This window comes from Streptomyces kebangsaanensis, assembly GCF_001906585.1.
GTDB classification, from domain to species: Bacteria; Actinomycetota; Actinomycetes; order Streptomycetales; family Streptomycetaceae; genus Streptomyces; species Streptomyces kebangsaanensis.
This window is the reverse complement of the sequence record NZ_JUJA01000040.1, coordinates 46,889-71,071: the sequence shown is the minus strand read 5'-3', so window position 1 is coordinate 71,071 and position 24,183 is coordinate 46,889. Positions and strand designations below refer to the sequence as shown.

At 70.0% G+C, this 24,183-nt stretch carries 27 protein-coding genes and 1 pseudogene; 5 read left to right on the top strand and 23 right to left on the bottom strand.

What is annotated here, in order from left to right; translation table 11 throughout:
• Positions 1-383: 383 nt before the first annotated feature.
• Positions 384-1,034, top strand: a complete 651-nt coding sequence (locus tag RH94_RS05650) for a hypothetical protein (protein WP_073946545.1) — start codon at positions 384-386, stop codon at positions 1,032-1,034.
• A gap of 21 nt (positions 1,035-1,055) precedes the next feature.
• Here the strand turns inward: RH94_RS05650 and RH94_RS05645 are convergent, their stop codons facing one another.
• Positions 1,056-1,421 carry an ASCH domain-containing protein gene (locus RH94_RS05645; RefSeq protein WP_073946544.1) on the bottom strand — a complete coding sequence of 122 codons (366 nt, stop codon included), beginning with the start codon at positions 1,419-1,421 and terminating at the stop codon, positions 1,056-1,058.
• A gap of 276 nt (positions 1,422-1,697) precedes the next feature.
• Here RH94_RS05645 and RH94_RS05635 point away from each other — a divergent pair.
• From RH94_RS05635 to RH94_RS05620, 4 genes and pseudogenes are all read left to right on the top strand, one after another.
• A protein-coding gene (locus RH94_RS05635) for an IS3 family transposase (RefSeq protein WP_267893339.1) occupies positions 1,698-2,944 on the top strand; the annotation gives its coding sequence in 2 pieces (ribosomal slippage) (positions 1,698-2,031 and positions 2,031-2,944; 1,248 coding nt in all).
• Between the two features lie 10 nt (positions 2,945-2,954).
• Positions 2,955-3,422 carry a hypothetical protein gene (locus RH94_RS05630; RefSeq protein WP_234425552.1) on the top strand — a complete coding sequence of 156 codons (468 nt, stop codon included), beginning with the start codon at positions 2,955-2,957 and terminating at the stop codon, positions 3,420-3,422.
• Between the two features lie 6 nt (positions 3,423-3,428).
• Positions 3,429-4,088: pseudogene (locus tag RH94_RS05625) on the top strand (site-specific integrase); the annotation flags it as partial.
• A gap of 343 nt (positions 4,089-4,431) precedes the next feature.
• Complete coding sequence (locus RH94_RS05620; protein WP_073946541.1) at positions 4,432-4,665, top strand: helix-turn-helix domain-containing protein; 234 nt, start codon at positions 4,432-4,434, stop codon at positions 4,663-4,665.
• Positions 4,666-5,782: 1,117 nt separating this feature from the next.
• Here the strand turns inward: RH94_RS05620 and RH94_RS05610 are convergent.
• The 22 genes from RH94_RS05610 to RH94_RS05505 form a co-directional block, all read right to left on the bottom strand.
• Positions 5,783-6,241, bottom strand: a complete 459-nt coding sequence (locus tag RH94_RS05610) for an NUDIX domain-containing protein (protein ID WP_073946540.1) — start codon at positions 6,239-6,241, stop codon at positions 5,783-5,785.
• 231 nt (positions 6,242-6,472) lie between these two features.
• Positions 6,473-7,105, bottom strand: coding sequence for a hypothetical protein (locus tag RH94_RS05605; protein WP_073946598.1), 633 nt, complete (start codon positions 7,103-7,105; stop codon positions 6,473-6,475).
• Between the two features lie 92 nt (positions 7,106-7,197).
• Positions 7,198-8,448, bottom strand: coding sequence for a helix-turn-helix domain-containing protein (locus RH94_RS05600; protein WP_199880872.1), 1,251 nt, complete (start codon positions 8,446-8,448; stop codon positions 7,198-7,200).
• 144 nt (positions 8,449-8,592) lie between these two features.
• The gene (locus tag RH94_RS05595) at positions 8,593-8,919 is read right to left on the bottom strand and encodes a putative phage holin (RefSeq protein WP_073946538.1); all 327 of its coding nucleotides are present in this window, start codon (positions 8,917-8,919) and stop codon (positions 8,593-8,595) included.
• Complete coding sequence (locus RH94_RS46955) at positions 8,916-9,095, bottom strand: DUF7620 family protein (protein ID WP_073946537.1); 180 nt, start codon at positions 9,093-9,095, stop codon at positions 8,916-8,918. Before RH94_RS46955 ends, RH94_RS05595 begins: the two co-directional genes overlap by 4 nt.
• Positions 9,096-9,114: 19 nt before the next feature.
• Positions 9,115-9,456 (bottom strand): hypothetical protein, encoded by a 342-nt coding sequence (locus RH94_RS05585; RefSeq protein WP_073946536.1) that lies wholly within the window; start codon positions 9,454-9,456, stop codon positions 9,115-9,117.
• Between the two features lie 30 nt (positions 9,457-9,486).
• Positions 9,487-9,795 (bottom strand): hypothetical protein, encoded by a 309-nt coding sequence (locus RH94_RS05580; protein WP_073946535.1) that lies wholly within the window; start codon positions 9,793-9,795, stop codon positions 9,487-9,489.
• 14 nt (positions 9,796-9,809) lie between these two features.
• On the bottom strand, positions 9,810-10,919 hold the full coding sequence (locus tag RH94_RS05575; RefSeq protein ID WP_073946534.1) for a peptidoglycan-binding protein: 1,110 nt from the start codon (positions 10,917-10,919) through the stop codon (positions 9,810-9,812).
• A 73-nt stretch (positions 10,920-10,992) separates the two neighbouring features.
• Positions 10,993-11,796, bottom strand: coding sequence for a hypothetical protein (locus RH94_RS05570; protein WP_073946533.1), 804 nt, complete (start codon positions 11,794-11,796; stop codon positions 10,993-10,995).
• A gap of 16 nt (positions 11,797-11,812) precedes the next feature.
• Positions 11,813-13,330 carry a glycosyl hydrolase family 28-related protein gene (locus RH94_RS05565; protein ID WP_073946532.1) on the bottom strand — a complete coding sequence of 506 codons (1,518 nt, stop codon included), beginning with the start codon at positions 13,328-13,330 and terminating at the stop codon, positions 11,813-11,815.
• Positions 13,331-13,332: 2 nt separating this feature from the next.
• Entirely contained in the window at positions 13,333-14,274 is a 942-nt protein-coding gene (locus tag RH94_RS05560; RefSeq protein WP_073946531.1) for a hypothetical protein, read from the bottom strand.
• A 12-nt stretch (positions 14,275-14,286) separates the two neighbouring features.
• Entirely contained in the window at positions 14,287-15,450 is a 1,164-nt protein-coding gene (locus RH94_RS05555; protein WP_073946597.1) for a siphovirus ReqiPepy6 Gp37-like family protein, read from the bottom strand.
• A gap of 31 nt (positions 15,451-15,481) precedes the next feature.
• Positions 15,482-16,492 carry a phage tail family protein gene (locus RH94_RS05550; RefSeq protein ID WP_073946530.1) on the bottom strand — a complete coding sequence of 337 codons (1,011 nt, stop codon included), beginning with the start codon at positions 16,490-16,492 and terminating at the stop codon, positions 15,482-15,484.
• Positions 16,493-20,362 carry a phage tail tape measure protein gene (locus RH94_RS05545; protein ID WP_073946529.1) on the bottom strand — a complete coding sequence of 1,290 codons (3,870 nt, stop codon included), beginning with the start codon at positions 20,360-20,362 and terminating at the stop codon, positions 16,493-16,495.
• Positions 20,363-20,465: 103 nt separating this feature from the next.
• Complete coding sequence (locus RH94_RS05540) at positions 20,466-20,837, bottom strand: hypothetical protein (protein WP_073946528.1); 372 nt, start codon at positions 20,835-20,837, stop codon at positions 20,466-20,468.
• Positions 20,838-20,865: 28 nt separating this feature from the next.
• A complete protein-coding gene (locus tag RH94_RS05535; protein WP_073946527.1) occupies positions 20,866-21,141 on the bottom strand; it encodes a hypothetical protein in 276 nt (91 codons plus the stop codon).
• Entirely contained in the window at positions 21,132-21,929 is a 798-nt protein-coding gene (locus RH94_RS05530; protein WP_073946526.1) for a hypothetical protein, read from the bottom strand. Before RH94_RS05530 ends, RH94_RS05535 begins: the two co-directional genes overlap by 10 nt.
• A gap of 21 nt (positions 21,930-21,950) precedes the next feature.
• Positions 21,951-22,292 (bottom strand): hypothetical protein, encoded by a 342-nt coding sequence (locus RH94_RS05525; RefSeq protein WP_073946525.1) that lies wholly within the window; start codon positions 22,290-22,292, stop codon positions 21,951-21,953.
• 88 nt (positions 22,293-22,380) lie between these two features.
• Positions 22,381-23,025, bottom strand: coding sequence for a phage tail tube protein (locus RH94_RS05520; RefSeq protein WP_073946524.1), 645 nt, complete (start codon positions 23,023-23,025; stop codon positions 22,381-22,383).
• A gap of 88 nt (positions 23,026-23,113) precedes the next feature.
• Positions 23,114-23,497 (bottom strand): hypothetical protein, encoded by a 384-nt coding sequence (locus RH94_RS05515; RefSeq protein ID WP_073946523.1) that lies wholly within the window; start codon positions 23,495-23,497, stop codon positions 23,114-23,116.
• 25 nt (positions 23,498-23,522) lie between these two features.
• Positions 23,523-23,852, bottom strand: coding sequence for a head-tail adaptor protein (locus RH94_RS05510; protein WP_073946522.1), 330 nt, complete (start codon positions 23,850-23,852; stop codon positions 23,523-23,525).
• Positions 23,849-24,103, bottom strand: coding sequence for a hypothetical protein (locus tag RH94_RS05505; RefSeq protein WP_143203964.1), 255 nt, complete (start codon positions 24,101-24,103; stop codon positions 23,849-23,851). Before RH94_RS05505 ends, RH94_RS05510 begins: the two co-directional genes overlap by 4 nt.
• Positions 24,104-24,183 lie beyond the last annotated feature (80 nt).

Sequence of the window (24,183 nt, the reverse complement as noted above, 5' to 3'; positions counted from 1 at the left end):
GCCGTACCAGGTCCTCGAGTGTCATCCCGCCAGCATGGCACGAGCGGACGGAAGGGGGTCCCGGCGCAGCGCGAAGGGCCCGGCCGGACAACCGGCCGGGCCCTCCGCACCGTCCTCACCGGCCCGCGGTGGTCCACCGACCGCCGGTCGGCGGACGATGCCCGCGGTCAGGCCTTCTTGGTCTCCTAGTAACGGGGCGGGCCGGTGACCTGCGGTGATGGTGGATGTAGGTCGCTGACCTGGCCTTTTGGTGATGGGTAGCGATGGGGTGCGACGGTCCCGATCGGGTGTCCTGCGGACTGTGTGCGGACTGCCGCCGGTCGGCGACGTGATTAGCCGATGATCAGAAGTCGGGCCGAATGCGAGTGCACGACCGTGAGGGTATGCCGCACACTCTGCAGGTGATTGTTCTGCAGCCCGTCCTGGAAATCTACGCTTCCGACGGCTTCGACCTCTGGCCGGTCGCCGACTGCGGGACGAACAGCTTCCTGCCGCTCAGCGGGGCCCTCAAGCCAGCGCAAGTCGGTACGGCAGTGATGCGCATCGCCGAGTGCAACGACATCGACCCGGAAGTTGACGGCCGCCCGCCACGGCCCGCTGATCCGCTGGGGAGCTTCCTCCACGGACTGCTCACCATGGACCACCTCTTTGCCGCTGGTGGCCTGCGGGTCACCGACACTGCAACCGGCATCACCCTGCTTCCGGGCTGCTGCAACGGGCTGGAGGAGCGACGCGATTGGCTTGAGGTCATCGATGGCGACGGCTGGGCCTCCTTCGGACACGATCCCTCCCCGCTCGCCGAACGCGTCGGCACTGCGGCGCGATTGACCGTTGATGCTGAGCAGGACGACAGCCCGGTGATCGAGCTACCCCTCAGCCATCTGCGGGACCTGCTTGCCGTCGCAGAACGCGACCTGACCGACTTCCTCCGACTGGCCGCTTCCTGGACCGATCGCCATCTACCCGACCACGCAGCTCCTGTCGTCTCTGCGATCGCCCGAAGCCTCGACCTGCCCGCACCTCCGAGGCCGTAGCGACCTGCCTCGTGCTCGGCGTCATGCCCGCGGCGGCTCCGAGCGGGTGACCTCGATAGCGAGCACGCCGAGGGCTTCCTTTTCGGGCCCGTAGATCGTGCGGATGTTGGCGAGCTGCTGCTCGCGGGTGGCGGTCGGGTTGACGTTGGACGGGCCCTCGCCGTCGAGGAGGGCTTCGAAATCGGGGTACTCGGTGACGCGGAGGACCTGGACGTCGCAGGTCTCGTCGGTGTCCTTGATGCGGAAGCGGATGGTGTCGCCGACGGCGAGGTCGGCGAAGTGCGGGTACTTGACTCGCACCTCGATGGTTTTGGTGCCCACGGCGACGAGTTCGAAGTACTGGCGGTAGAGGTGTAGTTCGCGGACGCGGGCGGTGCGATCGGTCATCGGGAGGGAATGCTCCTGAGGGAGGCGGTGTGGTCATCAAGCGGCCGATCTCGCCGACCGAGGGCGAGTGGCGAGGGCCTGTCCTGGTAATTGCAGTACTAGCAATTCTGCGTGGCAAATCTCGTTGCGGGCTCGGTGCCGGTACCTGCGTCCTCCTCCGGGAGCCTCCAACGGGCGATGCTGCCGTAGTGGTCTTCGATGAGCGGAGCCTCCCCCTGAGTGGTGGACACGCTGATACTGGATCTGCTTGATCCGGAGAAAGCGAGACCACCGCCGATGGCGATGAAGGACTACTCGGACGAGTTCAAGGCCGGTGCCGTGGCCCTGTACGAGTCCACACCCGGGGCGACGTACAAGAGCATCGCTGCCGACCTGGGCATCAACCGGGCCACCCTGCGCGAGTGGGTGCTGCGGGACCGCGAACGCCGCGGCGTCACCTCTGCCCCCACGCCGGCCGGGCAGACGCCGGCCCGGAGCGGGCAGACGCCACCGTCCGCCGATCCGGACGGGCGGATCAGGCAGCTGGAGGCCCGGGTGGCCGAGCTCGAGGCGAGTGAGCGGAAGCTGGCGACCGAGCGGGACATACTCCGCAAGGCGGCCAAGTATTTCGCCGGGGAGACGAACTGGTGAGGAGCCGCTTCCAGTTCGTCGACGACCACCGGGCCACCTACGAGGTGAAGCGGCTCTGCGAGGTCCTGGAGCTCAACAGGTCCAGCTACTACAAGTGGCTCTCCGGCCGGCCGGCCAGAGCGGCCCGCCGGCACCGGGACCGGGCCCTGGCCGAGCGGATCCGCGAGGTCCACGGCGAGTCCGGCGGCGCCTACGGCTCACCACGGGTGACCGCCGAGCTCAAGGAGAAGGGCCTGCCGGTCAACGAGAAACGCGTCGCCCGGGTGATGCGGGCGTTCTCCATCACCGGCATCCGCCTGCGCAGACGCGTCCGCACCACCGTCCCGGACCCGGCCGCCACGCTGATCCCGGACCTGTTCCAGCGGGACTTCACCGCAGGCGAACCCGGCCTGAAATACATGGGCGACATCACCTACCTCCCCCTCGCCGGCGGAAAGTTCCTCTATCTCGCGACCGTCCTGGACTGCTTCAGCCGCAAGGTCGTCGGCTGGTCCATCGCCGACCACATGCGCACCGGCCTGGTCACCGACGCCCTCCGCATGGCCGCCCGCACCCGCGGCGGCCTGGACGGGGCGGTGTTCCACTCCGACCACGGAGCGCAATACGGCTCCCGGGCCTTCGCCGACCTCTGCGCCCAGCACGGGGTCACCCGGTCGATGGGCGCCATCGGCACCAGCGCGGACAACGCGGCCTGCGAAAGCTTCCACGCCTCCCTCAAACGCGAGACCCTCCAAGGTGCCCACGACTACGGCGACGCCGCCACCTGCAGAAGGACGGTCTTCGCCTGGCTGACCCGCTACAACACCCGCCGCCGGCACTCCGCCAACGGCCACCTCAGCCCCAACGAATACGAACGACGACACCACGCCGCTAAGCTCACGCTCGCCGCGTGATCAAAGACGCGTGTCCACCATCACGGGGGAAGGCCCCGCACCGCAGTACGACGGAGGCCCCAAGTACCTCGATCCGGACTCGCCCGAAGCAGACTCCGCAGGGTGGTGGTTCGAAGCCGGAATGCAGCGGACCGCAGTCCCCTACTCATTCATGATCAGTCCGTCCGGTGAGTTCGGTATCCAGGGAGATGGATGGGCACCCCTCCACGCAACCATCGAGGGCTGGGTGGAATCGCTCGCCTTGGCCCACCACGCATCCATGTGGGCAAAACAGGTCACCAAGCTCGTCGGCGATGACGTCGATGGCATTGAGCTGAACGGCTATGCGCCGGTGCGCGAGGTGATGGGCCTGGCAGACACCTGGTGGAGAGGGCCCGACTCGCTGGTAGCCCTCTATAGCGGGGAGGCCACGTCACTCGACTTCCCCAGGGGCCGCATCGCAGTGATCTACTCCGGCCTCGATGAGTGGGGACTGTGAGGAGGCGCGGACGTCGAGGCCATGGCCCGCGTGATGCCGCCGTACATCCGCGCGGCCGTCGTCACGCTCGCCGGATCAGGGCTGCGCATCGGTGAACTGCTCGGCCTGAAGGTGTCGGACGCCGACTTCAAGGCCGGCGCCATCCGGGTCGGCCGGCAGCGGCTTCAGTCCGGCAAGATCGGCCCGCCGAAGACCGCCAAGTCCCGGCGTACGGTTCCGGTCGGCGAGGTCGTCACCGACGCGCTCCTCGCGCATCTTGCCGCACGCCCCTCCAGGGAGTGGCTGTTCACGATGGAGGAGGGCGAGCCGCTCAACTACCGGCGGTGGAAGACCGAGTGGAACGAGGCTCGCAAGGCGCTCCAGGCAGCCGAGAATGGGGCCGCCGAGCGGGAAAGCCGTAAGGCCGTCGAGCTGCCGCACATGGTCACCCACGACCTGCGGCACTTCTTCGCCTCCGCGCTCATCGCCGGCGGGGCGAGCGTCAAGCAGGTCCAGCTGGTCCTCGGCCACGCTTCCGCCGTCATCACGCTGCGGATCTACGCCCATCTGTGGCCGGGCGAAGAAGACCGCACCCGGGCCGTCATGGACGCCGTGCTCGGCGGCCTGCGGACCGGGTGCGGACCGAAAGACCAGGCGGTCAAGGAAACCGCAGGTCAACGGGCGTGATCCAAGATCAGGCCTTCTTGGTCTCCCAGAAGATCTTGTCGATCGGTTGGGTCGCTTGGGCGCTCTGATGCTGACCTGGGTGTATGCCGCTGACCTGCACGTACCCGCTGCCAGCATCTCGCAGTACCTCGCAGCATCTCGCAGTGCCGTGCAACAACGCTGCATGATCATCTCCCATGGATTCTCCCACGTCTCCCACGGCTAAGCCGCAGGCCAGGCATGGAAAGACCGCCTGCCCGCCGGGGGTGCTCGGCGGGCAGGCGGTCGTCTCAAGGGTGTCAAGATCAAAAAATGCGACTGCCCTGACGCTGACATGGGATCACGCTGATCACAGCGTTGTCGAGTGCCCCGCGATCTCCCCGACTGGATCTATGACCGACGCCGTGAGCTGGGAGACCGCATTCGAGACCTGCGGCTCCACGCCAACCTCACGCAAGAGGTTCTCGCGGAGATGACCGGTATCGACCGACGCACGCTGCAGCGCATCGAACGAGGCACCAGCGACCCGCCGTACGGGTCCCTCTTACTGATCGCTCAGGCGCTAGACATTCCGATCGCCGACCTCGTCCGCGGGTAAGGGGCCCCGCCCATCCACCACGGGGTGTGGACGAGCGGGGCCGGCTTCCTCGGCGGCTGCGGCGACAGCCATCACCCGGCTGCGAAGCGGCCGCCCAGTGACCCAGGCAGCCGCTTCACCATACGATCAGACGACCGTCTGCCGAGACGGCGCCGCCATGTAGCCGTCAGCCTGGAAGGCGCTGGCGAACGTCCCCGGGCCNGGCGGGAGTCGAGCCAGTGGCACAGGCTGCTGCTGTCGCCGCCGATCGTGGCAGTGAGCACCAGGTCGTGCAGGCGCTCCACCTCCCCCGCGCTGAACTCGGCCAGCCATACTGCGTACCGGCGATTCACGCTGCGCTCATAGCGGCCCATCGACGCCACGTATGCGCCCGCCTCGCCACCGATCGCCGGCGGCTCGCCGTCGTCGAGCTGGCCGGTGACGTCGCGGTACGCCCACCAGCCGGGGTCGTCGGGGCTGTCGGGGGCGGCGATGTTGTACAGGTCGGCGACCTGCCGCGTCAGGCGCCGGGCCTCCCGGTCGCACGCGCCCTCCATCACGATGCCCAAGTTGCGGGTGTGGGGGGAGTCCTGCGGGTCCGACGACGAGTAGCTGCGGCCGTTGACGCGGCGCCAGTTGATGCCGTACTGGGTACGCACCACCTGGCCGCCGGCGAGGACGTAGCGGCGGGCGGAGCCGTAGTGCAGGCAGTCGTGCGCGTACGCCCGCACCAGGTCGAGCATGGCCAGCCCGGGATTCGCGGGCGTGTCCTGCTGCATCGGCCCGTACATGGTGATCAGGGCCGCCATCTGCAGGTGCCGATAGCCCTGATTCGGGTGGTGGAATCCACCCCACGCGCCGCCTCGGGTCGACTCGGCGCCGACGAGGACCCGGTCCAACGGCAGCATGTGCCGCAGGCCGAGCTCGGCGTACCGGTTGCGGGCGAGGTACAGGCCACTGTGGAACGGCGCCGTATCGATGCCCGCCGCCCGCCACCGGTCGAGCCGCTCCGCCAGGCTCCTGAAGGTGTAGTCCGGGTGGGCTGCGGCCAGCGTCGTCGGGTCAGTGCGCCACGCGGCGAGAGCCTCGGCGACCGCGGCGCAGTCGCCGACGAGGGTTTCGTGCGGCGCGAGGCGGATCATGCCGGTGTCGAGCCGGTGATGAGCTGCCGGTGGGAGTCCTGCATCCCATGCGGCAGGCTGTCGGGTGTTACCCATCTGGCCTCCAGGATCTCGAAGGAGTCGATGCGGGGTGTGGCGTCGCCGACGAGTCGGGCTTCGTAGGCGACTTCGACGCGCAGCTTGTAGCCGCTCTTCAGGTGCACCAGGCGGCCGGCCTTGACCTCCAGGCCGGTCTCCTCGCGCACCTCACGCACCACCGTTTGGGCGAGCTCCTCGCCCTTGGCCGCATAGCCGGTGGGGAGTCCCCACTGCTGGTGAGCCGGCCACATGCGGTGGCGAAGGACGAGGACGCGGCCGGCGTCGTCGCGGACGATGCCGGTCACGCCGATCATGTATTTGCTGTGGGCGAGCCAGAGGATCCGCCACTGCATTGGGCCGCGGATAGCCCGCCACACGCGGGCGATGAGTCGCTTCATGTACTGCCTCCTGAAGGTTGGGTCGCCTGTGCGGCCCGCGGAAGGGCCACGATGACCCATCGGAACGTGGCCTTCCAAACACGCTGCGTGGCCGGGTTCGACCTGCCCAGGGATGCGACCCTGACCCCGCGGCCGCCAGAGTGGGGCATCAGCTCGGGGCCTGCGCCAACACCAGAGCAAGGACCGGGCCGGTCACGGCCACCACATACACGAGGAGTCCGAGGACGCCTTTCATGACTCGACGGCCCGGGGCGCGGTCAAGAGTTCGCTCCGCCACCGGGTCTGGTCCGGCTCCGCCGCTTCGGCCAGTTGGTGCGCGCCGGCGGCGATCAGCCGGGCGACCGTGAGCGGCTGGCACAGCATCGCAGCCGAAGGCATCGGCACCGACCAGTACGAGCCGGCCGCGTATCCCCTGAACTCCACTACGTCCAGCCGGGGCACGCCGAGGTACGTGCCGCGGCCGAGGCAGTCGACGTCCTGGACGCGCCAGTCGTCCGCTGCCTCACGCCAGGTCGAGGGCATGCTGGCCGGGACCAGGGCGTAGTAGCGGAGGCCGCGCGGGCTGCAGATGACCGGGCCGCCGTTGAGGGCGTCCTCGAGGAAGCCGTCGACCTCGCTGGCCTCCGTGGTGGCAGCGAGGGCCTGGACCAGGGCGCCAGGGATCCGCACGGCGGAGAACAGAGTGCCCAGGGGCAGTAACGCCACTCCGTGCTCGGCCCACTCTGCCCGCGCCTGCTTGGGCCTGGGGTGAGTGGACAGCAGCCAGTGCTCGGCGGCGAGCCGACGGTCCGAGGCTGGGTGGACGAGCACCCCGGGCTGTGGTTCGACGGGCCGAAGGGCGCGCTGGCTGTCGTCGGTAGTCATCCTCACGCCTCCACGATCATGGTGATCTGTCTCACACAGGTGACCGTAGAGGCGCCGCGCTAGGGGATGGGGCAGGAATCCTGCCCCATAGGTCAGGAGGCCAGCAGCCCCAGCTTCACCGCGAGTTCCGACGCGCGCCGGCGCCGCTCGGGCTGTTTCGTTTCGGTCTCCTCCAGCACGATCCGCCGGGCGTACCCGTTGTACTTGATCGTCTCCGGTGCGGCCTCGAACGCCTTGTCCAAAGTGGCGAGCGCGGTGTCCGGTTGCCCGTCGAGCTGGTAGCCGCGGGCTTCCTCGATGCGGTGCCGGGCCCTGCGTGGCCGGGACTTGATGACGGTCTTGTCTGCGCGGGCGGCCTGCCGGACGGACTCGCCGCCCTGGTGCAGCTCGACGGCGACCGTGACAGCGTGGGCGCCCATGATGGCGCGCGAGAACGACGTGACCGGGTGGTAGTAGTCAGCGGGCAGCTTGCGGGCGGTCTTCTCTGCCTTGTCCCACCAGCCCCACGCCGTGCCGCTCTCGCCGCGGCGGGCTGCGGTGTAGCCGGCCTCGAACTGAAGGGCTCCGGCGATCGCCAGGACGTCGTCGCTGGCGTCGGGCAACTGCGGCTCGAGGTAGCGCAGCGCCTCCATGGTCACGGCGTCGGCGGTGTCGAAGTGCCCTGGCCCCGTGTCTCGGTGGGCCTGCGCGGTCAGCCACGCGGCCACGCCGATGGCGTGCGGGTCCTCGCTGTCCTGGGCGGCGACCATGCCGCGCTCGGCGACTCTCCAGAGCAGAGCGGCGTCGGGCTGGTAGGCGACGAAGAACTGGCTGAGGCTGTAGACCTCGGAGAGGACTGCCTGCGCTGAGCGTCGCCCGGGTGCGGTCTCGGCCTGGCGGACGGCCAGCTGTGCGTCACGGATCAGGTCCGGCAGCAGTGCGCCGATGACCTCGCGGTGGTTCGGTGCCTCATGGCGTGCTGCCCACGCCCGGTCCAGGCGGTGCCGCAGATGCTGCGCTGACGGAGCTTCACGGTCCGAAGGGAAGGGGAACGCATCGACGGCAGCCCGGACGCTGACCAGCCGCGGGTGGCCCGGCCCGACGAAGAGGTCTATGTGCATGCTCTGATCACCAGTCAGGTCAGCGAGGTCGCGCACGCGGAGGAGTTCTGCAATGCGCAGGATCATGGGCAGCTTTGGCGGTTGGATCTGGCCGCTCTCGACTTGCTTCACCCACGAGGGGGACTTGCCCAGGAGGCCGGCAAGGACGGGCCGGCTCATCCCGCGGCGCTGCCGGTAGATCTGCATTCGTTGGCCGAAGACCAGCGGGTCGGCGTACGGGTCCGGGGTAGCATCAGATGGCACGGTCTCGCCCCTCTCTGTACAGGTCGCACTGCCAGGGTATGGGGCGAGACCTTTTTCGTGTGAGGGTTCTGAGCCGTCATCACTCGGCACCGGGCATGACGAAGCGGCCCCGCCCTCCCGAAGGAGGACGGGGCCGCAGTCTGATCACACCGGGGGCAGCCGCTTCGGCCGCTTGCGCGGGTACGCGCGGCGTACGGCGAGCGTGGCCTGCAGCAGCAGGCCGGCCACCGTCAGCAGCAGCCCGGAACGGACGATCCGCAGCACGCTCGCCGCCGTGCCGTCCACGCCGACCAGGGTGATGACCACCGTGTAGGTGCCCAGCAGCCCAATGGTGGCGACCGCGGCGACGAAGTACTGACCCATCCCGCTCTGCTCCCATCGGGCTCGCCGGGTGTACGTCCACAGGAACACCGCGGCGAGCACCGCGACCAGCCCCGAGACGCCGGCGTTCATCACCTGCGAAGGTGTCATCTCCCCTCACCCCCCAGCACAATCGTTCGGACCATCTCAGCGAGGTGGTTACGCTCGCGCCGCTCACGCCATCCCGCCGCCTCGGCCCGCACCGCGCTTTGCTGCGCACGCACCCGCGCCCGGGCGGTCTCGGCACGGTCCAGCGCGGCGGTCGCCGCGCGCTGCCCCTCGGTCACTGGACGCTCCCCGCACTCGTCACGGCGGCGTAGCAGGTGCCGGATCCGTGTCAGCACTGGCTCTCACCTCCCTGCCAGCCTGGGGCAGGGAGGCGAAGAAATACCCGGCTGTCCGGGACAGCTCGAGCAACTCGCCCGCCTGGTCCTGTGCCTCGCGCCGGGCCTCCTCGGAGACGGCGTGTGCCTCGCGCCAGGTGTCGCGCTCGGCGCGGACGTCCTCGAGCTGGCGGTCTTTGTCCGCGAGGCGGTCCTCGAGCACGCGGCGCGGCACGAGATGGCCGCGCAGGATCAGCAGGACGATGAGCCCGACGAGGGCCGCGGCCCCAATGTCGGCGGGCCGGAATCCGAGCAGCTCGGTCACCAGCGGCTTCCCCCTAACAGACGGTTACGGTCAGGAGCCGGTACGGGCCGGGGTGTCGGTGACCTGGGTCAGAGTGCTGCCGGTGACCGGGTACTGCGGCGGCCTCGCCCAGCCGAGGAGGACGCCGGCGAGCAGTTGCAGCGGCCGCCAGCGGAGCCGCTCGGCGAGGGCCTCGAGCCCGCGGAGCGCGAGGTAGTACGCGGCCGCCAGGCCGAAGCCGACGGCGAGGGCGGCCTGCTCGCTGTCGACGGGGATACCGAGGCGGCCGGTCAGGGACAGGATCAGGGCAACGCCGTACGGGACGAGGGTCCGCATGGCGCTGACGAAGAAGTTCGGCATGGGTGGTGCTCCTTTCAGGAGAGCAGCAGCTGCCAGGTGAGCGGGCCGGGGTAGCCGTCCGGGTCGCCGGCGAGGGCGGGCGTCGCGCGCTGGAAGTCGGCGACGTTCTTCCTCGTGTACTCGGTGAACAGCGGTCCGGGCTGGTACTTGGCGCCGGCGTGGTGGTGGGCGTATCCCTTGCGGACGAGCCCGTGATCCAGCACCGTGACGGCCGGGTTGGACCGGCCGAGGGCGAACGCGCTGCGGCCGGGGAACGGCGGGACGACGGAGGCCTTCACCGTCTTGCCGGGCAGGTGGCCGAGGAGACGCTGCAGGCTGACCGGGCCCGGGACACCGTCGGCATCCTGATGCGGCGCCGTCCCCTTGAAGCCGAGCGACAGCTGGAAGTCGGAGAAGTTCCTCGTGTCCGCGTCGGTCCAGGTCTCGTCCGGACCCACCTGGTAGTGGCGGCCGAACCCTGCCTTCACGAGAGCCTTGCCGACCTCGGCGACATGCGGGCCCTTCGCTCCGAAGCCGTACGTCAGGCCGTTGATGGTGACCTGGTAGCGGGCGATCCCGCCGGCACTCGGCACGGGGGTGCTGGTGCCGCCCTGCGGCGCCGTGCCGTCCGGCCGGCGCGCGCCGGCCTGCACCCAGGCGTACAGCGGGTCCCCCGGGCACGCGGTGGCCTTGCCGTCGCGGTGGCCGAGCACCCTCTTGCCGGCGCTGCCGCCGGTGCGGAGCCAGCCGATGGCGTCGACCAGGCCGTCCAGCATCGGGTCGGTCGGGATGACCAGGCCGGAGCTGCCGAGCATCGCGAGTACCGCGTAGTCGTCAGTGTTGAGAGTCTGGCTGCCGTTGGCGCCGGTCTTGCGGTGCAGGCCGCGGCCCTCGAACACCGCGCCGTGCGGGCACACGGCTGCGTTGTACGCGATGTCGGAGTAGTCCTCGACGCGGTTGGCGAGGTGGCTGGCCTGGATGTCCCGCATGTGTCCGGCGCAGGAGCCGTGCGCGCCCGGGTCGGCCAGGCTCTTGGGCACGTACGCGCCCTCGTAGTGGATCTTCACCCCCAAGGTGGAGGCGATGTAGACGAGGTCGTACCGGGATGGGCGTGCGCCCCAGCCGGCGCGGGTCACCAATTCCATGAGGTCCTCCTGCAGGGCGTGAGAAAGCCCCGCGGCCGGGGTGGCGCGGGGCTGGGGTGGTGCGGGGCTCTGGTCAGTGGCTGTGGGGTACCTGCAGCAGGCGCCAGATCGTTTCGTTGGGGATGCCGGTGTAGGCGCCGCCCGGGGATCCGCACATGGTGTGCCAGGTGCCGAAGAAGTTGAGGTCGGTCTGGCCGATGTCGGCGCTCGGGCCGAAGGCGTAGGACCCTGCGCCGACGGCCGCGAGGCGCTTGCCGGCCGCGAGGACCAGGGGGGAGGTGCGGCCGATCTTGAAAAAGTCGGCGCCCGGGTAGGGGGCGTAGGCGGCGGCCGCCCCGGACGACGTCTTGATCAGGCTGCTGTCGTCCTTCCAGTTCGGGTCTGCGGTCACCATCGGCGAGCAGTACCGGGGGTACCCGTACCCGAACGTCTTGGCGTCGGCACGGTCGCGTACCCGCAGGTAGACACCGTCGCCCTCGGACGACCCGGTCGTGTTCGTGTTGCCCTCGATGGTCCAGATCCGAGTGGCGTCGTACTGGTAGACGAGGCCGGTGTGCTCGTGCCCGTTGGCCCCGAGCATGACCTGCGCGCCGAGGGCCGGGTACCAGCTCCACCGTCCCCAGCTCTGGTAGGTGGTGATGGCCGTGGCGCAGGCCGGGGTCTGCGGCATGATGCTGACGTCTCCGGCCCGGTGGGCGAGCCAGAGCAGGAAGATCACGCACCAAGACTGGCCGTCGTACCCGGCCATGCCGGGTGTCTCCTTGGCGTACTTCGTCAGGTTGGTCCAGGTGCTTCCGCTGCGGTCCTCCTGGTACTTGATGGCCGCTTCCTGCTGCCCGAGGTCGATGAGGGTCTGGGGCGCGATGGCTGCTGGCACGGAAGGCCTCCTCCGGTCAGGACGGGTCGAGGATGCGCCAGCCGACTGTGCTGGTGTCGCTCGCGGACGTCGACTTGATGACGAAGCTGATGCCCGCGGTGCGGGCGTTGACGTAGGGGGTGCCGACCGTGCCGCCCGGGGTCTGGACCGTCAGCTGCACCACGCTGCCGGTGGCAATCGCCGTGGTGTTCACGGTGACGGTGCCGGCTGCCAGAACCGCGGTGCCCATCCGCGCGGCGCCGCCGCCGCTGGGGACGACCGTCTTCCCGGCCAGGACCAGGGAGCCGTCGCCCGCATCGAGCCGGTTCACCGTCCCGGACAGGGCGTTCGTCTTCACCGCGGTCAGCCCGAGCACCGTGGCGATGGTGCCGGCGTCGGCGCGCAGGCATGTGGTCGCCCCGGGCCCGGGCGCCACCTCGCTGACGCCGGCCAGGACCACACCCTTGGCCGAGCTCGTGAGCCAGACGGACGTGCCGTCGGAGGCCTTCGTCGTGAACCCGTTGACCGTGTTGCCGGTGCCGCCGTACACGGTCAGGCCGGTGGTGCACTGCTCGGCTCCGCAGCCGGTGAGAGACACGCCGGTGCAGCCGTCCAGCCGGTACCCGGCCGGGGACTGCTGCACGGCGCAGGCGGCCAGAGCCGTGTAGGCCATGCCGTCCAGCCAGAACCCGCCGGTCACGCAGCCCTCGGCTGTGCAGCCGATCAGGGAGGTGGAGGCGCCGCCGAGGATGGTGTCCTGCGGGGCCTGCAGGTGGAACCCTGTGCCGCCGCAGGTACGGACCCGCACGCGGTGCAGGATGCTGCCCGCCAGCTGGTGGCAGAACACGCCGTCCCCACCGAAGGACTGGATGAGCAGGTCGCGCAGGGTGATGCCCGTGATCGCCGGCGCGCTGAGGCGGGTGAAGCGCACACCAGAGCCGAAGCCCCTGCCCGGGCCGGACAGTTGCAGGCCCTGCAGGGTGACGTCGCTGATGTCGGTGCCGGTGATGCAGTCGTTGTTCTGGTTCGTCGACTGCAGGACCGTCGCCCGCGCACCCGCGCCGATCGCGTTGACGCCGCTGGCCCAGGTGATGGGCCCGTTGAGGATGTAGCGGCCCGCCGGGATGTACAGCGTCCTGCCTCCGGCCGCACTGGCCGCGTCGACCGCGGCCTGCACGGCGGCGGTGTCGTCGGTGTTCCCGTCGCCCTGCGCCCCGAAGTCCTTGACGCTCAGCCAGTCCAGCACGGGCTTGGCCGTGCCGGTGCCGGTGGGGATCTGATGCGCTACCACCCACACCCGGCGGCCGCCGCCGGCGTCCGCCCACATCCCGGTCACATCATCCGGGGGGCCGAGGAAGCGGGGCAGGCCGCCGTAGTCGTCGGCCTTCACCTCGGAGATTGCCGACCCCTCCATGTCCTGCAGGTCGGTGTACTGCGTGCCGTCCACCGGCGCGTCCCAGAACGTGACCAAGGCCCCGGCGCCCACGGTCCACAGCCCGTCCACGGGTGTGACGACGTAGTCGGCGATGCCGGATCCGAACTCGTGCCGTGCCATCGTTAGCTCACCACCCAGGAGACTTGTCCCGGCAGGACAGCATCGCCTGCTGCGATCTGCGGGTGCGATGTCAGCCACACCTGTCCGGGTCGCGATGTGTCGTTTGCTGGGTAGATCGTGACGCTGCCGATTTTCGCGCCGGTGATGTAGGCGAGCGCCCGGATCGTTCGTGTCTTGTGGCGGTAGGCCGCCGGGATCAGGACCGGCAGCCGGGTGTCTGTGGAGCTGGCGACGGTGCCGCCCGTCCGCGTGTAGTTACCCAGCCTGAAGTGCACGGTCCCGGCCTGGTAATCGATCACCGAGTCGGCTGTCTTGGACCAGCCGGAGACGGTGGCGTCGACGATGATCGCGCTGCTGTCCTCGTAAACGATCTTCCATGCCGTTCCGGTCCACACCAGCACCCGCCCGGTGTCGGTCTCGAAGCACATCTCACCGCGCACCGGGCTGGGGTTGCGGGTCGTCGAGGTGCACGTCCTCACGCGGGCACCTACGTACAGCTCCTCGCGCGTGACGGACACCGCGGAGGCGCCGCTGGCGGTGGCTACCCGGGCGAGGGGGATCTCGTAGACGCCGGTGTCACCGGTCTGCTGCGTCAGAGCGGGGGCGCTGCCGCCCGGGGTGCCCGCCTTCACCACAGCGCGGACGGTCCACGTCGAGCGGTCCAGCCGCAGCACGACGCGGTCGGTGCGCGTCTGCCCGCTGCTGTTGGCGCCGACGGGCAGAGACACGGTGGACGTGCCGGAGGTCCAGGCGTGCCCCCGCAGCGACGCGTACACATCGGCGCGGATGTTGACCTGCAGGCCAGTGCCGGCGGAGACGACGGCGGCGTCGCTCGGGCTGCCGTACACGCCGTCGTCGCTGAACCTCGCGGCGATCTTTTCGTACTCGGTGTCAGTGACCGCGCGGGAGTTGTGAGCCGGGCTCGGCCAGGAATCCTGTGCCACGCGCGCACCTCCTTATCGTGTTTCGAGCCGGCCGAGGCGGCGGCTGAGGGTGCGGATCAGCTGCACCATCTGCGGGTCGGTCGTGGCCGCCGAGGAGCCGACCAGTGTCGAGACGTATTCGCCGCTGTTGGGGCTGGCCTGCAGGTGGATCGACCGCACCAGGTCGGTGGCCTGCAGACCGTTCGGCAGGGCCACGGTGACCCGATCGCCGAGCCCGAAGTCACGGCCGGCCTTGAGGTCGGGGGTGTCGATGGTGATGGTCGACAGTTCGATGGGGGCGGCGCCGTCGGCGAGTTCGACCTTGCCCGCGTTGGTCAGCTCGCCGGTGTCGTCGTTGGCCTCCGAGCCGTCGACGTACCGCTCCACCCGCCACCAGGTGGCGGCCGCGGCGGCATCGGCGACCTCTCGGAACGTGCGGCCCACACCACCGCCCTCGGGTTCGCTGCCGGCGACCAGAGCGTGCGTCACGGTCGGTGCGCTCTGTTTGAAACCGAGGTAGCGCAGGTTTCCGAGGCCCTTGCTGAACCGCGCGGTGGTGGTCCTGTCCCGGGGTGAGTAGCAGCCGAACTTGATCTGCCCGCCGTCCCGCCAGGTGCGGAACCCGATCCCGCCGCCGGCAAGGGCGACGCGACGGCAGGTGTCCAGCAGCGGCTCGAACCGGGTGCTCACGTTCGTCGCTGTACCGGCCCCCACTGGAGCGTCGAGAACGAAGTTCGGGATGCGCCGCTCGGCCCGCGCCGTGGGGCCGCAGTTCTCGGTCACCAGCCGCCGGATGATGTTCTCGCTGGTGTCGGGGCCGATCGTCCGCCACACGTTCGGCTGGGCTGTCCAGGAGGCCGGCGGGGTGGGCCAGGTGATGTAGCCGGCGACCACGGCCAGGTCGTCGGAGAAGTTGATGGTGACGCGGCCGGGATCGGGTTCACCCTCGTCGGAGATCGACCACGTGTAGTCGGTGGGGATCTCCATCGGCCCGCCCATCCAATACCGGTTGTCGCGGATCACCTCGAGCCGGTTGCCGGGCTGCAGCTGCGCCATCACCTCCGGATACGCCGTCAACGTCACGCTGCCGGAGCCGGGTTCGTTGAACTTGATCACGGCGTCCAGGTCCCGCCACCCGGCCAGAGGGTCGCCCTGTACGACCAGGTTCCGGTTGGTGATCAGTAGCTGCACAGCCACCCGCACACCACCCCCTTTCCGTCTGGCCGGGTCAGGCGGTCTCGTAACGGGGGTAGAAGACGAGGTCCACCGCCGAGCCGGGGCCGGAGCCGTCCAGCTGGAAGGTGATCTCGTTGGCGCCTGGCTCGAGGCCCCACAGCACCGCGGCGGGCCAGTTGAGTGCCCCAATCCAGTTGGCGCCGTCCTGGAAGCGCACCATGGGCGGGTCGGTGGACACGGTGACGTGCTCTCCGGCCAGGAGGTTGCCGTGACCGACGGCGGCCGGGGTGAGCGTGAACGATTCGCTCATGGTCTGGCCGGTGCTGGTCTGCCGCGTGATGGTGAAGGTGATCTGTGACGCGGGCCCTGTGATCTTCCAGGTCGGCCACACCGTCACGTCGCTGGGGTTCTCCACGGTGGTGGCACCGAGGACCTGGGAGCTGGACACCGCCGGGTACGGAACGAAGAAGCTGGAGAGCGTGCCCGTCTCGCGGTGCACCCCGATAGGGGTGGGGTCGATCCAGTACGGGTCTTCGCACCACAGCGTGAGCACCGCCGCGTCGGAGCTGATGCCCGTGCCCTGCTTGCCCTGCCCCTCGAACCCTTCCTGATAGAAGACGTTGATGCGCCGGCTGCTGCCGTCCGGCCGGGAGATCTCCAGGATGCCCGGCGGCCGCACCCCGTCCGGCCCGGGCCGCAGCGTACGCGTGAACGCCCTGGCGAGCGCCCGCCATCGCTCGACGAACTCGAGGTGGGTGTCGCCGTACACGTACAGCGGCCACACGATCGTCCGTGGCTGCGCCTGGGCGTGCCGCAGCCGGGCGCCGCCACGCGGCTGCGCGTCGGTCGTCAGCTCGTACTCGACGGCGTCCAGGCCGGTGACGCCCTCGGCGAGGGTGAACCATCCGGCCTCGGTGTCGGTGAGCGGCCACACCACCCCCGAAGGGTCGGTGTAGGTGGCGGTGGCGAACCCGATCTCGGGAAACGGGATCGGGACGCCACCACCACCGCCGCCGGGTTCTCCGGTGTCGGGTGGGGTGACCGGTGCGGTGATGATGGGCATCTAGCGTGGCCTCCCCACCCTGGCTCGGGCGTCCTGGCGGCGCTGCAGCAGCTCCAGGTCGCGGACGGTGAAGTCGGCCGTGCGCGCGTTGATCGTGTAGCTGACCTGGCCGTCGTTGCCGCGGGTGCCGTCCATGACGGCCTGCCACTGCCGGTCGGTGAGCACCTTCTCCGGCCGGCCGGTGCCGTTGTAGACGGTGCTCAGTCCCGGCGGGAGGAGCCCGCCGGAGTCGTAGCCGCCCGGACGGGTCATCACCTTGATCCAGTTGGACCCGTAGGTGTGCCGCGCGTAGTTCAGGCCCGCGTAGATGTTGGCGAGCGGGTCCCAGATCCCACGCGCCCTCAGCGGCCCGGCGTAGGCGTTGAAGGTCGGGTCGATGACCTGCATCAGGCCCTTGGACGGGATCCCCGCCTTCGCGTTGGAGTCCCACAGGTTGATCGCGCGGGGGTTTCCGCCGGACTCCATGTTCATGCGGGTGAGGACCGCGCCCAGGGCGGACGCGGGCAGGCCGAGCATGGACAGGACCTGGGAGACGAGCGGCGACCACCGCTTCACCCCGGACCCGACCGGCCCAGCACCGCCACCGCCGCCGAGCAGCTCGTCGGCGGCCTTCTTCACCGTGTCCTTCAGGCCCTTGATCAGCGCCTGGGGGATCCCGGCGGCCATCTTCCCCCATGCGCTGGTGCCGAGGTGGCCCTTGGCCTTGTCGATGAAGGGGTTCAGCAGCTTCGCGGCGGCGCCGAGCGGGTCGGTGAGGAAGTCCGCGGCGCCGGTGATGCCGCCGAGGGCCTTCCCGCCGGCCTTCTTCAGCCCGCCGGCGATGTCGCCGATGATCCCGCCCTTGGCGAGGAGCTGCGTGCCCGCCGCCTCCCACAGCGCCAGCGCCCGGCCCCGGAAGGAGGGGTCGGTGGGGATGACGAACTCCGGGTACTGGGGCCGTCCTTCGCCGACGATCGCCGTGGGCCGGTTGTAGATGCCCGGGGTGGCCGGCTGCCCGAACCCGGCGCCGATCGTGCCGCCGGATGCAAGGAGCTTGAGCTTGCCGAGCTTGGGCACGCCCGGGATCCACCCGGTGATCTTCTCCCAGGTGGGGACGATGCCCTCGTTCCACACCACGCGGATGACCCAGTTGATCGGGCCCTTGGTGGCGTCCTTGATCTTGTCCCAGGCCTTGGCGATCCCGTCCTTCGCGTCGCTGAAGGCGTCTGAGACCTTCCCGACCGCCTTCTTCAGCGCGTCGAACGCAGGCTTGATCCCGCTGTTCCAGACGGTGGAGATCGTGGACTTGATCCCGTTCCACACCGGCTTGATCACGTTGTCGTACAGCCAGGTGAAGGCCTTGCTGAGGGGGCCGATCACGTAGTCGCGGACCGCGGCGAAGTACGCCTTCACCCCGGTCCACCACAGCCCGATCACAGCCTTGATCCCGTTGAACACGGGCTTGATCACGCTGTTGTAGATCCAGGTGAAGGCCTTGCTGAGGGGGCCGATCACGTAGTCGCGGACCGCGGCGAAGTACAGCTTCACCCCGGTCCACCAGAGCCCGATCACAGCCTTGATCCCGTTGAACACGGGCTTGATCACGGCGTCGTAGAGCCAGGTGAAGACCGCCGCCAGCACCTTGACGCCGACGATGATCGGCCCGAACACCACGACCAGCAGGACGATCCCGAGGATCTTCGCCGCCTGCGCGATGAAGCCGAACACCGGCGAGAGCACGTTCCACAGCCACGTCGCCGCGTCCGCGACCGCCTTCAGCGCGGCCACGAAAGCGTCGAAGATCGGCTTGAGGACCTTGTCCCAGACGAACGCGGCGGCGGTCTTGATGCCCTCCCAGCAGGCCTGCACGATGCTCCGGAAGGTGTCGCTCTTCTTGTAGGCGACGACGATGGCCGCGACCAGGGCGACGAGGGCGATCACGACCAGGCCGATCGGGTTGGCGGCCATCACCGCGTTGTAGGCGGCCTGCACGGCCGTCGCGATCCGCTGCACGCCGGTCCACGCCAGGATCACCGCCCGGTACGCGCGGAACACCCCGGTGGTCAAAGCCACGCTGATCTTCTGCGCGTTCATGACGAGGGTGAGGCCGGCGACCGCCACGGCGACGGGGGCGAGCCAGGCGCCCATGTCCCGCAGCCACCCCAGCACGGACGCGCCCACGCTGACGACCCCGCCGAGCGCGTCCAGCAGCAGCCCGCCGACGTACCCCGCCACCGTCAGCACGGGCGGGATGACGTACGCCATCAGGAAGCCGCCGACGTCCATCAGGATGGGCAGCACGGTGCCCGTGAGCAGCACCCCGAGTTTCTTGAAGACGTCCAGGACCTTGGGCAGCACGGTCGCGGCGAGGTCGGAGACGACGGGCAGCACCTTGCTGGTGAAGGTGTCCCACATGCCCTGCAGGGCGGGCAGCAGCCGCTCGACAACGGCCTGCTTGACCGCGTCGAACGCGGCCACCAGCCCCGCCTGCAGACGCTGCGCGAGGTCGTTGACGAAGTCACGGAACGGCTTGCTGGTCGCGTAGGCCAGGGCGAGGCCTGCGCCGAGCAGGGCGACGCCGGCGATGACCGCGCCGACCGGGGACAGCAGGAACGTCAGCGCGGTGCCGATGCCGGAGATCGCGAACCCGAGCCCGACGAGCAGCGGGCCGACCAGGGCGGCCACGAGCGCGACCGCTGCGCCGATCTTGAACAGTTGCGGGTTGGCGGCCGCGACCTGCCGGACCAGGGCGGTGATCTTGTCGGTGAACTGGGTGGCCCAGTCCAGGACTCCGGAGTCGCCGACCTCGATGGCCAGCGCCTCGAACGCCGCCTTCAGGTTGATGATGGCGCCGTTGAAGCCTTCCATCTGGACGGCGGCCACGTGCTGGGCCGTGCCGCCGGAGTCCCGCAGGTCCTGCGTGAGGGAGCGCAGTGCGTCGGAACCTTGGGAGACGATGGCCTGCATGCCCGGGCCTGCCTCGATGCCGAAGATCTTCATCATCTGGGTGGTGCTGGCACCCTTTTTCTCCAGCTGGGCGATGATGTCGACCAGCGGCCGCATCTTGCCCTTGGAGTCGTTGACCTCGATGCCGAGTTCCTTGAGTGCCGCAGCGGCTGCCTTCGGCGGGCTGGCCAGACGCGCGAGGGCCATCCGGAGCGTGGTGCCGGCCTGGCTGCCCTGGATGCCGGCGTTGCCGAGCAGCCCGATCGCCGCGGTGGTCTCCTCGAACTCAACCTGGAGTGAGGAGGCGACGGGCGCGACGTACTTCATCGACTCGCCGAGCATCAGCATGTCGACGTTGGCGCTCGTGAAGGTCTTCGCGAGCGCGTCGTTGACGCGCCCGATCTCGCCGGCCTGCATGCCGTAGCCGGACAGGATGTTCGAGGCGATGTCAGCGGCCTCGGCCAGGCCGATGTTGCCGGCGGCCGCCAGGTCCAGGACGCCGGGCAGGGCCGTCATGATGTCCTTGGCCTTGAACCCGGTCATCGCCAAAAAGCTCATGCCGTCGGCGGCCTCGGTCGCCGAGTAGCGGGTCGTGGCGCCGAGGTCCTTGGCCAGGTCGCGCAGCTGGGTGAACTCCCCGCCGGTCGCGCCGGAGACGGCCTTGACCTTGTTCATCCCGGCTTCGAAGTCACCGGCGGTCTTGATCACGCCGATGCCGAGCGCGGCGACGGGCGCGGTGACCCACGTCGACAGCTTGGTGCCGGTGTCCTTCATCGCCGCGCCGGTCTTGCCCAGTCCGGAGGCGAAGTTGCTGCCGGCGTCGCGGCCGGCGTCGGCAGCGGCCTGCCGGACCGCGGGGGTGCCGAGCTGCCGGCGGATCGCGGCGTCGATGCCGCGCATCGACGGCATGATCTGCAGGACGCCGTAACCGACGGTGGACGACACAGCACCCCACCCCCTTCGCGTGCGGGTCGGGCGCCAGGTCACCGGCCGGGCGCGTCAAGAGGGGGTGGGGTGGGTGGCGGCCGCGGGGTCGTGGCCGCCGGGGTCAGTCGCTGGTGTCGTCGGGGTCGTTGATGGGTGTGCCGTCCTCGTTCATCCCGCAGTGCCTCTGCCAGGCGCGGAACAGCGGCTGGAGCTTGTACTGCGGCATGTGCAGCGCGCGGAATGCGTCGAACTGGTCGCCCAGCGCGGCCTTGAACGCGCCGAGCATGGCGCCGACTTGCCCGTCACGGGCGGCCTCGAGGAGGTCCCAGCAGTCGAGTTCCTGCATGTGGCAGAACGTCCACCGCTTGCCCTGGTACTGGACGACGAAGGGCGTGAGCTCCTGCTTGGGCTCGACGGCGTCGAGGTTGTAGTCGAACGGGGAGTCGTCCGGGCGGCGGCGCTGCCTGGCCGGCTTGCTGGTGGTGTTGGACATGGGCGGGCCTTTCAGGGTTGGGCCGACCTCAGTGGGACGGCGGGTATTCGTGGACTTCCAGGCCGGCCGCCCGGGCCGCGCGGATGAGTTCGGCGTGGTTGTTGCTGCCGGTGCCGGCAGCCAGGACCGTGGCGCGTTGCCGGTCGGTGATCTGTTGCTGGACGCTGACGCGGGCGCGGGAGGGCAGTTGGGAGCGGGCGCTCGTAGCGGCCCGCTCAGCGGCCTGACCTATGGCTTCGCGGACTCTCTCGCTTTTGAGGATTTCGGCCAGACCTCTGTGGTCGACCCGGAAACCTATGAACATGCCGGGCTTCCTCCTGTCTTCAGGCGGCCAGCGGTGTGTTCGGTGCTGGCCTGGACGTCGGCCATGGTCGGGCGGCCCTCGGCGGCCGCGGCCGCCAACTGGGCCTTGAGACGCTCGTATTTGGCACGGCGCCGCTGGCGTTTGATCCGGTCCCGGGCGGTCTCTGGCCGCGGCAGCGGACGCGGGGATCGGCCGGGCCGTTTGGCGACGGTGTTGTGCACCGCGGTGATGAGCTCGCCGAGCCGGTCGGCGATCAGCGTGAGCTTCTCGACCTCCGGCGTCCACGTTCGCAGAGGCGGCGGGGGCGGGGGGCCGGGCTCCGGTTCGGGCAGGGCCGCGGTGAGCTCCTCGTCCTCGGCCATCGCCACCAGCGTGCGGCTGTCGGTGGGCAGCTGGTCGACGAGGTTGAGCAGGCGCCGCCACCGCCGCTCAGACCATAGCTGGGCGAGGTCCACCTGCCGGTCCGCCAGGTCGGCTTCGATCGCCTGGCCGTACCGTTCGAGCAGTGCGACGAGGCGGACGCTCCCCCCCAGGGCGTAGTGCTCTTTCCACGCGTCGACCAGGCGGTTCAGCTTCCAGACCGGCATCGGGTGCCGGCGGAACTGCTCGGCCTGGTCGCCGAACAGGGTGTGCACGTCGTGCTCGATGTCGCTGCCCAGGTGGGCGATCGCCCGCCACGGCAGGCCGACCGGGTCGGCGAGGGTGTAGCGGGCGCCGGCCACGGTCACTGTGAACGGGCCCGCGTCGGGGTCGCCTTCACGCTCGATGGCATCCAGGTCCAGCGGCATGGGCGGGCCTTTCTGGACAGCTCAGGAGCGGGACGCGGAGCGCCGCTTGCCGGCGGGCGCCGTCTCGGCGGCCGTCGTCTCGCTCGCCGCTGCGTCGCTGTCGTGCCGCTCCGGGGGCGGCGCCGTCCGCATCGCCGCGCGGCGGGGCGCGTAGCGGTCCTCACGGGCGGTCTGTTCGGCCTCCCGCTCGGCGGCGTAGGCCACGGCCGTCTCCAGGTGCTCGCGCGCCGTCTCGTCCGTCTTCGCCAGCTCGGCGAGCTCGGCGAAGGGCCGCCACCCGTTCGCGCGGAGCCGCTCGGCGACCACCGGCGTGGCGACCATCTGCCGCGCCCCGCCGGGGGCGACGTACTCGGTGGGTTCCATCCCTTTCCTCTCCTGACCTGGGGTGGGCGGGCGTGGGGGGTCGTGGCGGCCGGCGCCCGCCCATGAGCTGTTCCGGCCGCCACGACGATCAGAAGCCCATCTTGGTGAGGAGGGCCTCCCAGCCCGGGCCGCCGAAGAAGAACCGCTCGGAGTAGCCGAGGCTGGAGTCGAGGTAGCCGGTGAGGGTGACCGGGTAGCCGGTGGGGTCGTCGCCGTTGTTGAAGGCCTGGTCGGACTTGTCGCTCACGGACGCGCGGGGGAGGAAGCGGGCGGTGTAGATCTCGCCGGCGTCGCCCATGTCCACGCCGATCGTCAGCACCCGCCAGAAACGCAGCGGGGGCCGGTCGGGCTTGGAGATCGCGACCTCGCCGGAGGTGGGGTCGGGCACGACCGCGCTCATGTCCACGCCCGTGTAGAGGCCGAGGGTGTGCTTGTTGGTCTCCTGCAGGTTGACCTGCAGCGTGGTGACGTCGGAGGTGACGTCCCGGCGGGTCGGCTCCACCGCACCCCAGGACGTGACGTCGGACGTGCTGACGTCGCTGGAGAACTGCGCGCCGTCGTCCGACATCCATCCGAGGTCGTTGTAGCCCGAGGGCAGGGCGAGCAGCGACTTGTCCGGGCCGGTCAGCGCGCTGACCGCGGACGAGGTGATCGGCGCGATGAACGTCGACCCTTCGAGCTGCTTCCTGATCAGCTCGTTCTGGTGATTCTTCAGCGTCTCCCAGGCCGGCATACCGGTCTCTCCTTCGCTGGTGCGGGGACTCGATGGGGCAGAGCCCCGCAGACAGGCGGGGCCGAAGGCGGGCGGGCCTTGGGGTCGTTCAGGTCGTGCGGCGGGCGCTGACGCTGTAGGTGGCCAGCACGCACCGCACGGCGGGGTTGTCGTGGAGCACGCCGCGCAGGCCGATCTCGGTCTGCGCGCGGTCCATCACGCCGGCACCAGGCGCGTGGAAGGGGCCGGAGATGAGCCGCTGCTGCACCTGCCGGGCCACCTGCCAGGCCTGCGCGCGGGTGGCGGCCGCGGTCTCCACTTCGACGAGCGCGGTGTCGGTGCGCCGGTCGTCACCACCGCCGACACGGCGCACCCGGGTGAACGGCAGCTGGGCCTCGAGGTCGGGTGGGTAGACGGTGCCCGTGCTGGTGAGGTCGGCGAGGGCCTGGACGAGGAGGTCCTCGATGTCGGGGTACGGGGCAAGGTCCGCCACCAGCTCACCTCCTGTCCAGGTCGGGTCAGCCGGTGACGCGGCGCAGCTGTACCTCGATGTGGCGGGTGGTGCCCCGCAGGTCGTCGTAGGGTTCCGGGGCGCCGTCGACCTCGTACTCGTGATCGCGCCACCGGATCCGGTCGGTGGCGCGGATGTCCGCCGTGGGCGGCAGGAAGCACTTCCAGTCGGAGACGACGGTGTCCCGGTCGTCGGTGCGTTCCCGTGTAGAGGCCGGCTGCATGAACGCGCCCCGTACCTCGGTCTCGTCGCCGTCGCCGGGCAGCGGGTCCCCGAAGGAGTCGTTGCCGGGCGGGCGGACGACGGTCACCGTGTGGCCGCCAAGCCTGTGCGTCACCCGTCCTCCTCATCCTCGTCGACGTCGTCGGCGTAGCCGCTGTTCTCGATCTCCTGCGCGGCCGTCAGCATCCCGAGCGCAGTGATCCAGTCCAGGGACTCCGAGCGGGCCTTGAACAGGCCGACACCGCCGTCGGCTTTGATGACCTTCAGCAGCACCAGGGCGTCGGCCACCAGGTCGCCGTCCTCCAAGTGGGCGCGGACACCCAGGGAGTCCAGCAGCTGCCCGACCGGCACTCCGTTACTGCTCACCCGGCCTCCGCCTGCGGCTCGCGCACCTGACGGCGCCAGGCGCGGAAGTTACGGGCATACACCCATCCGTACGCGGCGCA

What these genes read in the sequence shown, in the direction of transcription:
- RH94_RS05650 (WP_073946545.1), top strand. Translation starts at nt 384, where the DNA reads ATGCCGCACACTCTGCAGGTGATTGTTCTGCAGCCCGTCCTGGAAATC.
- RH94_RS05645 (WP_073946544.1), bottom strand. Translation starts at nt 1,421, where the DNA reads ATGACCGATCGCACCGCCCGCGTCCGCGAACTACACCTCTACCGCCAG.
- RH94_RS05610 (WP_073946540.1), bottom strand. Translation starts at nt 6,241, where the DNA reads ATGAAGCGACTCATCGCCCGCGTGTGGCGGGCTATCCGCGGCCCAATG.
- RH94_RS05605 (WP_073946598.1), bottom strand. Translation starts at nt 7,105, where the DNA reads ATGACTACCGACGACAGCCAGCGCGCCCTTCGGCCCGTCGAACCACAG.
- RH94_RS05595 (WP_073946538.1), bottom strand. Translation starts at nt 8,919, where the DNA reads ATGACACCTTCGCAGGTGATGAACGCCGGCGTCTCGGGGCTGGTCGCG.
- RH94_RS05580 (WP_073946535.1), bottom strand. Translation starts at nt 9,795, where the DNA reads ATGCCGAACTTCTTCGTCAGCGCCATGCGGACCCTCGTCCCGTACGGC.
- RH94_RS05575 (WP_073946534.1), bottom strand. Translation starts at nt 10,919, where the DNA reads ATGGAATTGGTGACCCGCGCCGGCTGGGGCGCACGCCCATCCCGGTAC.
- RH94_RS05565 (WP_073946532.1), bottom strand. Translation starts at nt 13,330, where the DNA reads ATGGCACGGCACGAGTTCGGATCCGGCATCGCCGACTACGTCGTCACA.
- RH94_RS05550 (WP_073946530.1), bottom strand. Translation starts at nt 16,492, where the DNA reads ATGCCCATCATCACCGCACCGGTCACCCCACCCGACACCGGAGAACCC.
- RH94_RS05540 (WP_073946528.1), bottom strand. Translation starts at nt 20,837, where the DNA reads ATGTCCAACACCACCAGCAAGCCGGCCAGGCAGCGCCGCCGCCCGGAC.
- RH94_RS05535 (WP_073946527.1), bottom strand. Translation starts at nt 21,141, where the DNA reads ATGTTCATAGGTTTCCGGGTCGACCACAGAGGTCTGGCCGAAATCCTC.
- RH94_RS05530 (WP_073946526.1), bottom strand. Translation starts at nt 21,929, where the DNA reads ATGCCGCTGGACCTGGATGCCATCGAGCGTGAAGGCGACCCCGACGCG.
- RH94_RS05525 (WP_073946525.1), bottom strand. Translation starts at nt 22,292, where the DNA reads ATGGAACCCACCGAGTACGTCGCCCCCGGCGGGGCGCGGCAGATGGTC.
- RH94_RS05520 (WP_073946524.1), bottom strand. Translation starts at nt 23,025, where the DNA reads ATGCCGGCCTGGGAGACGCTGAAGAATCACCAGAACGAGCTGATCAGG.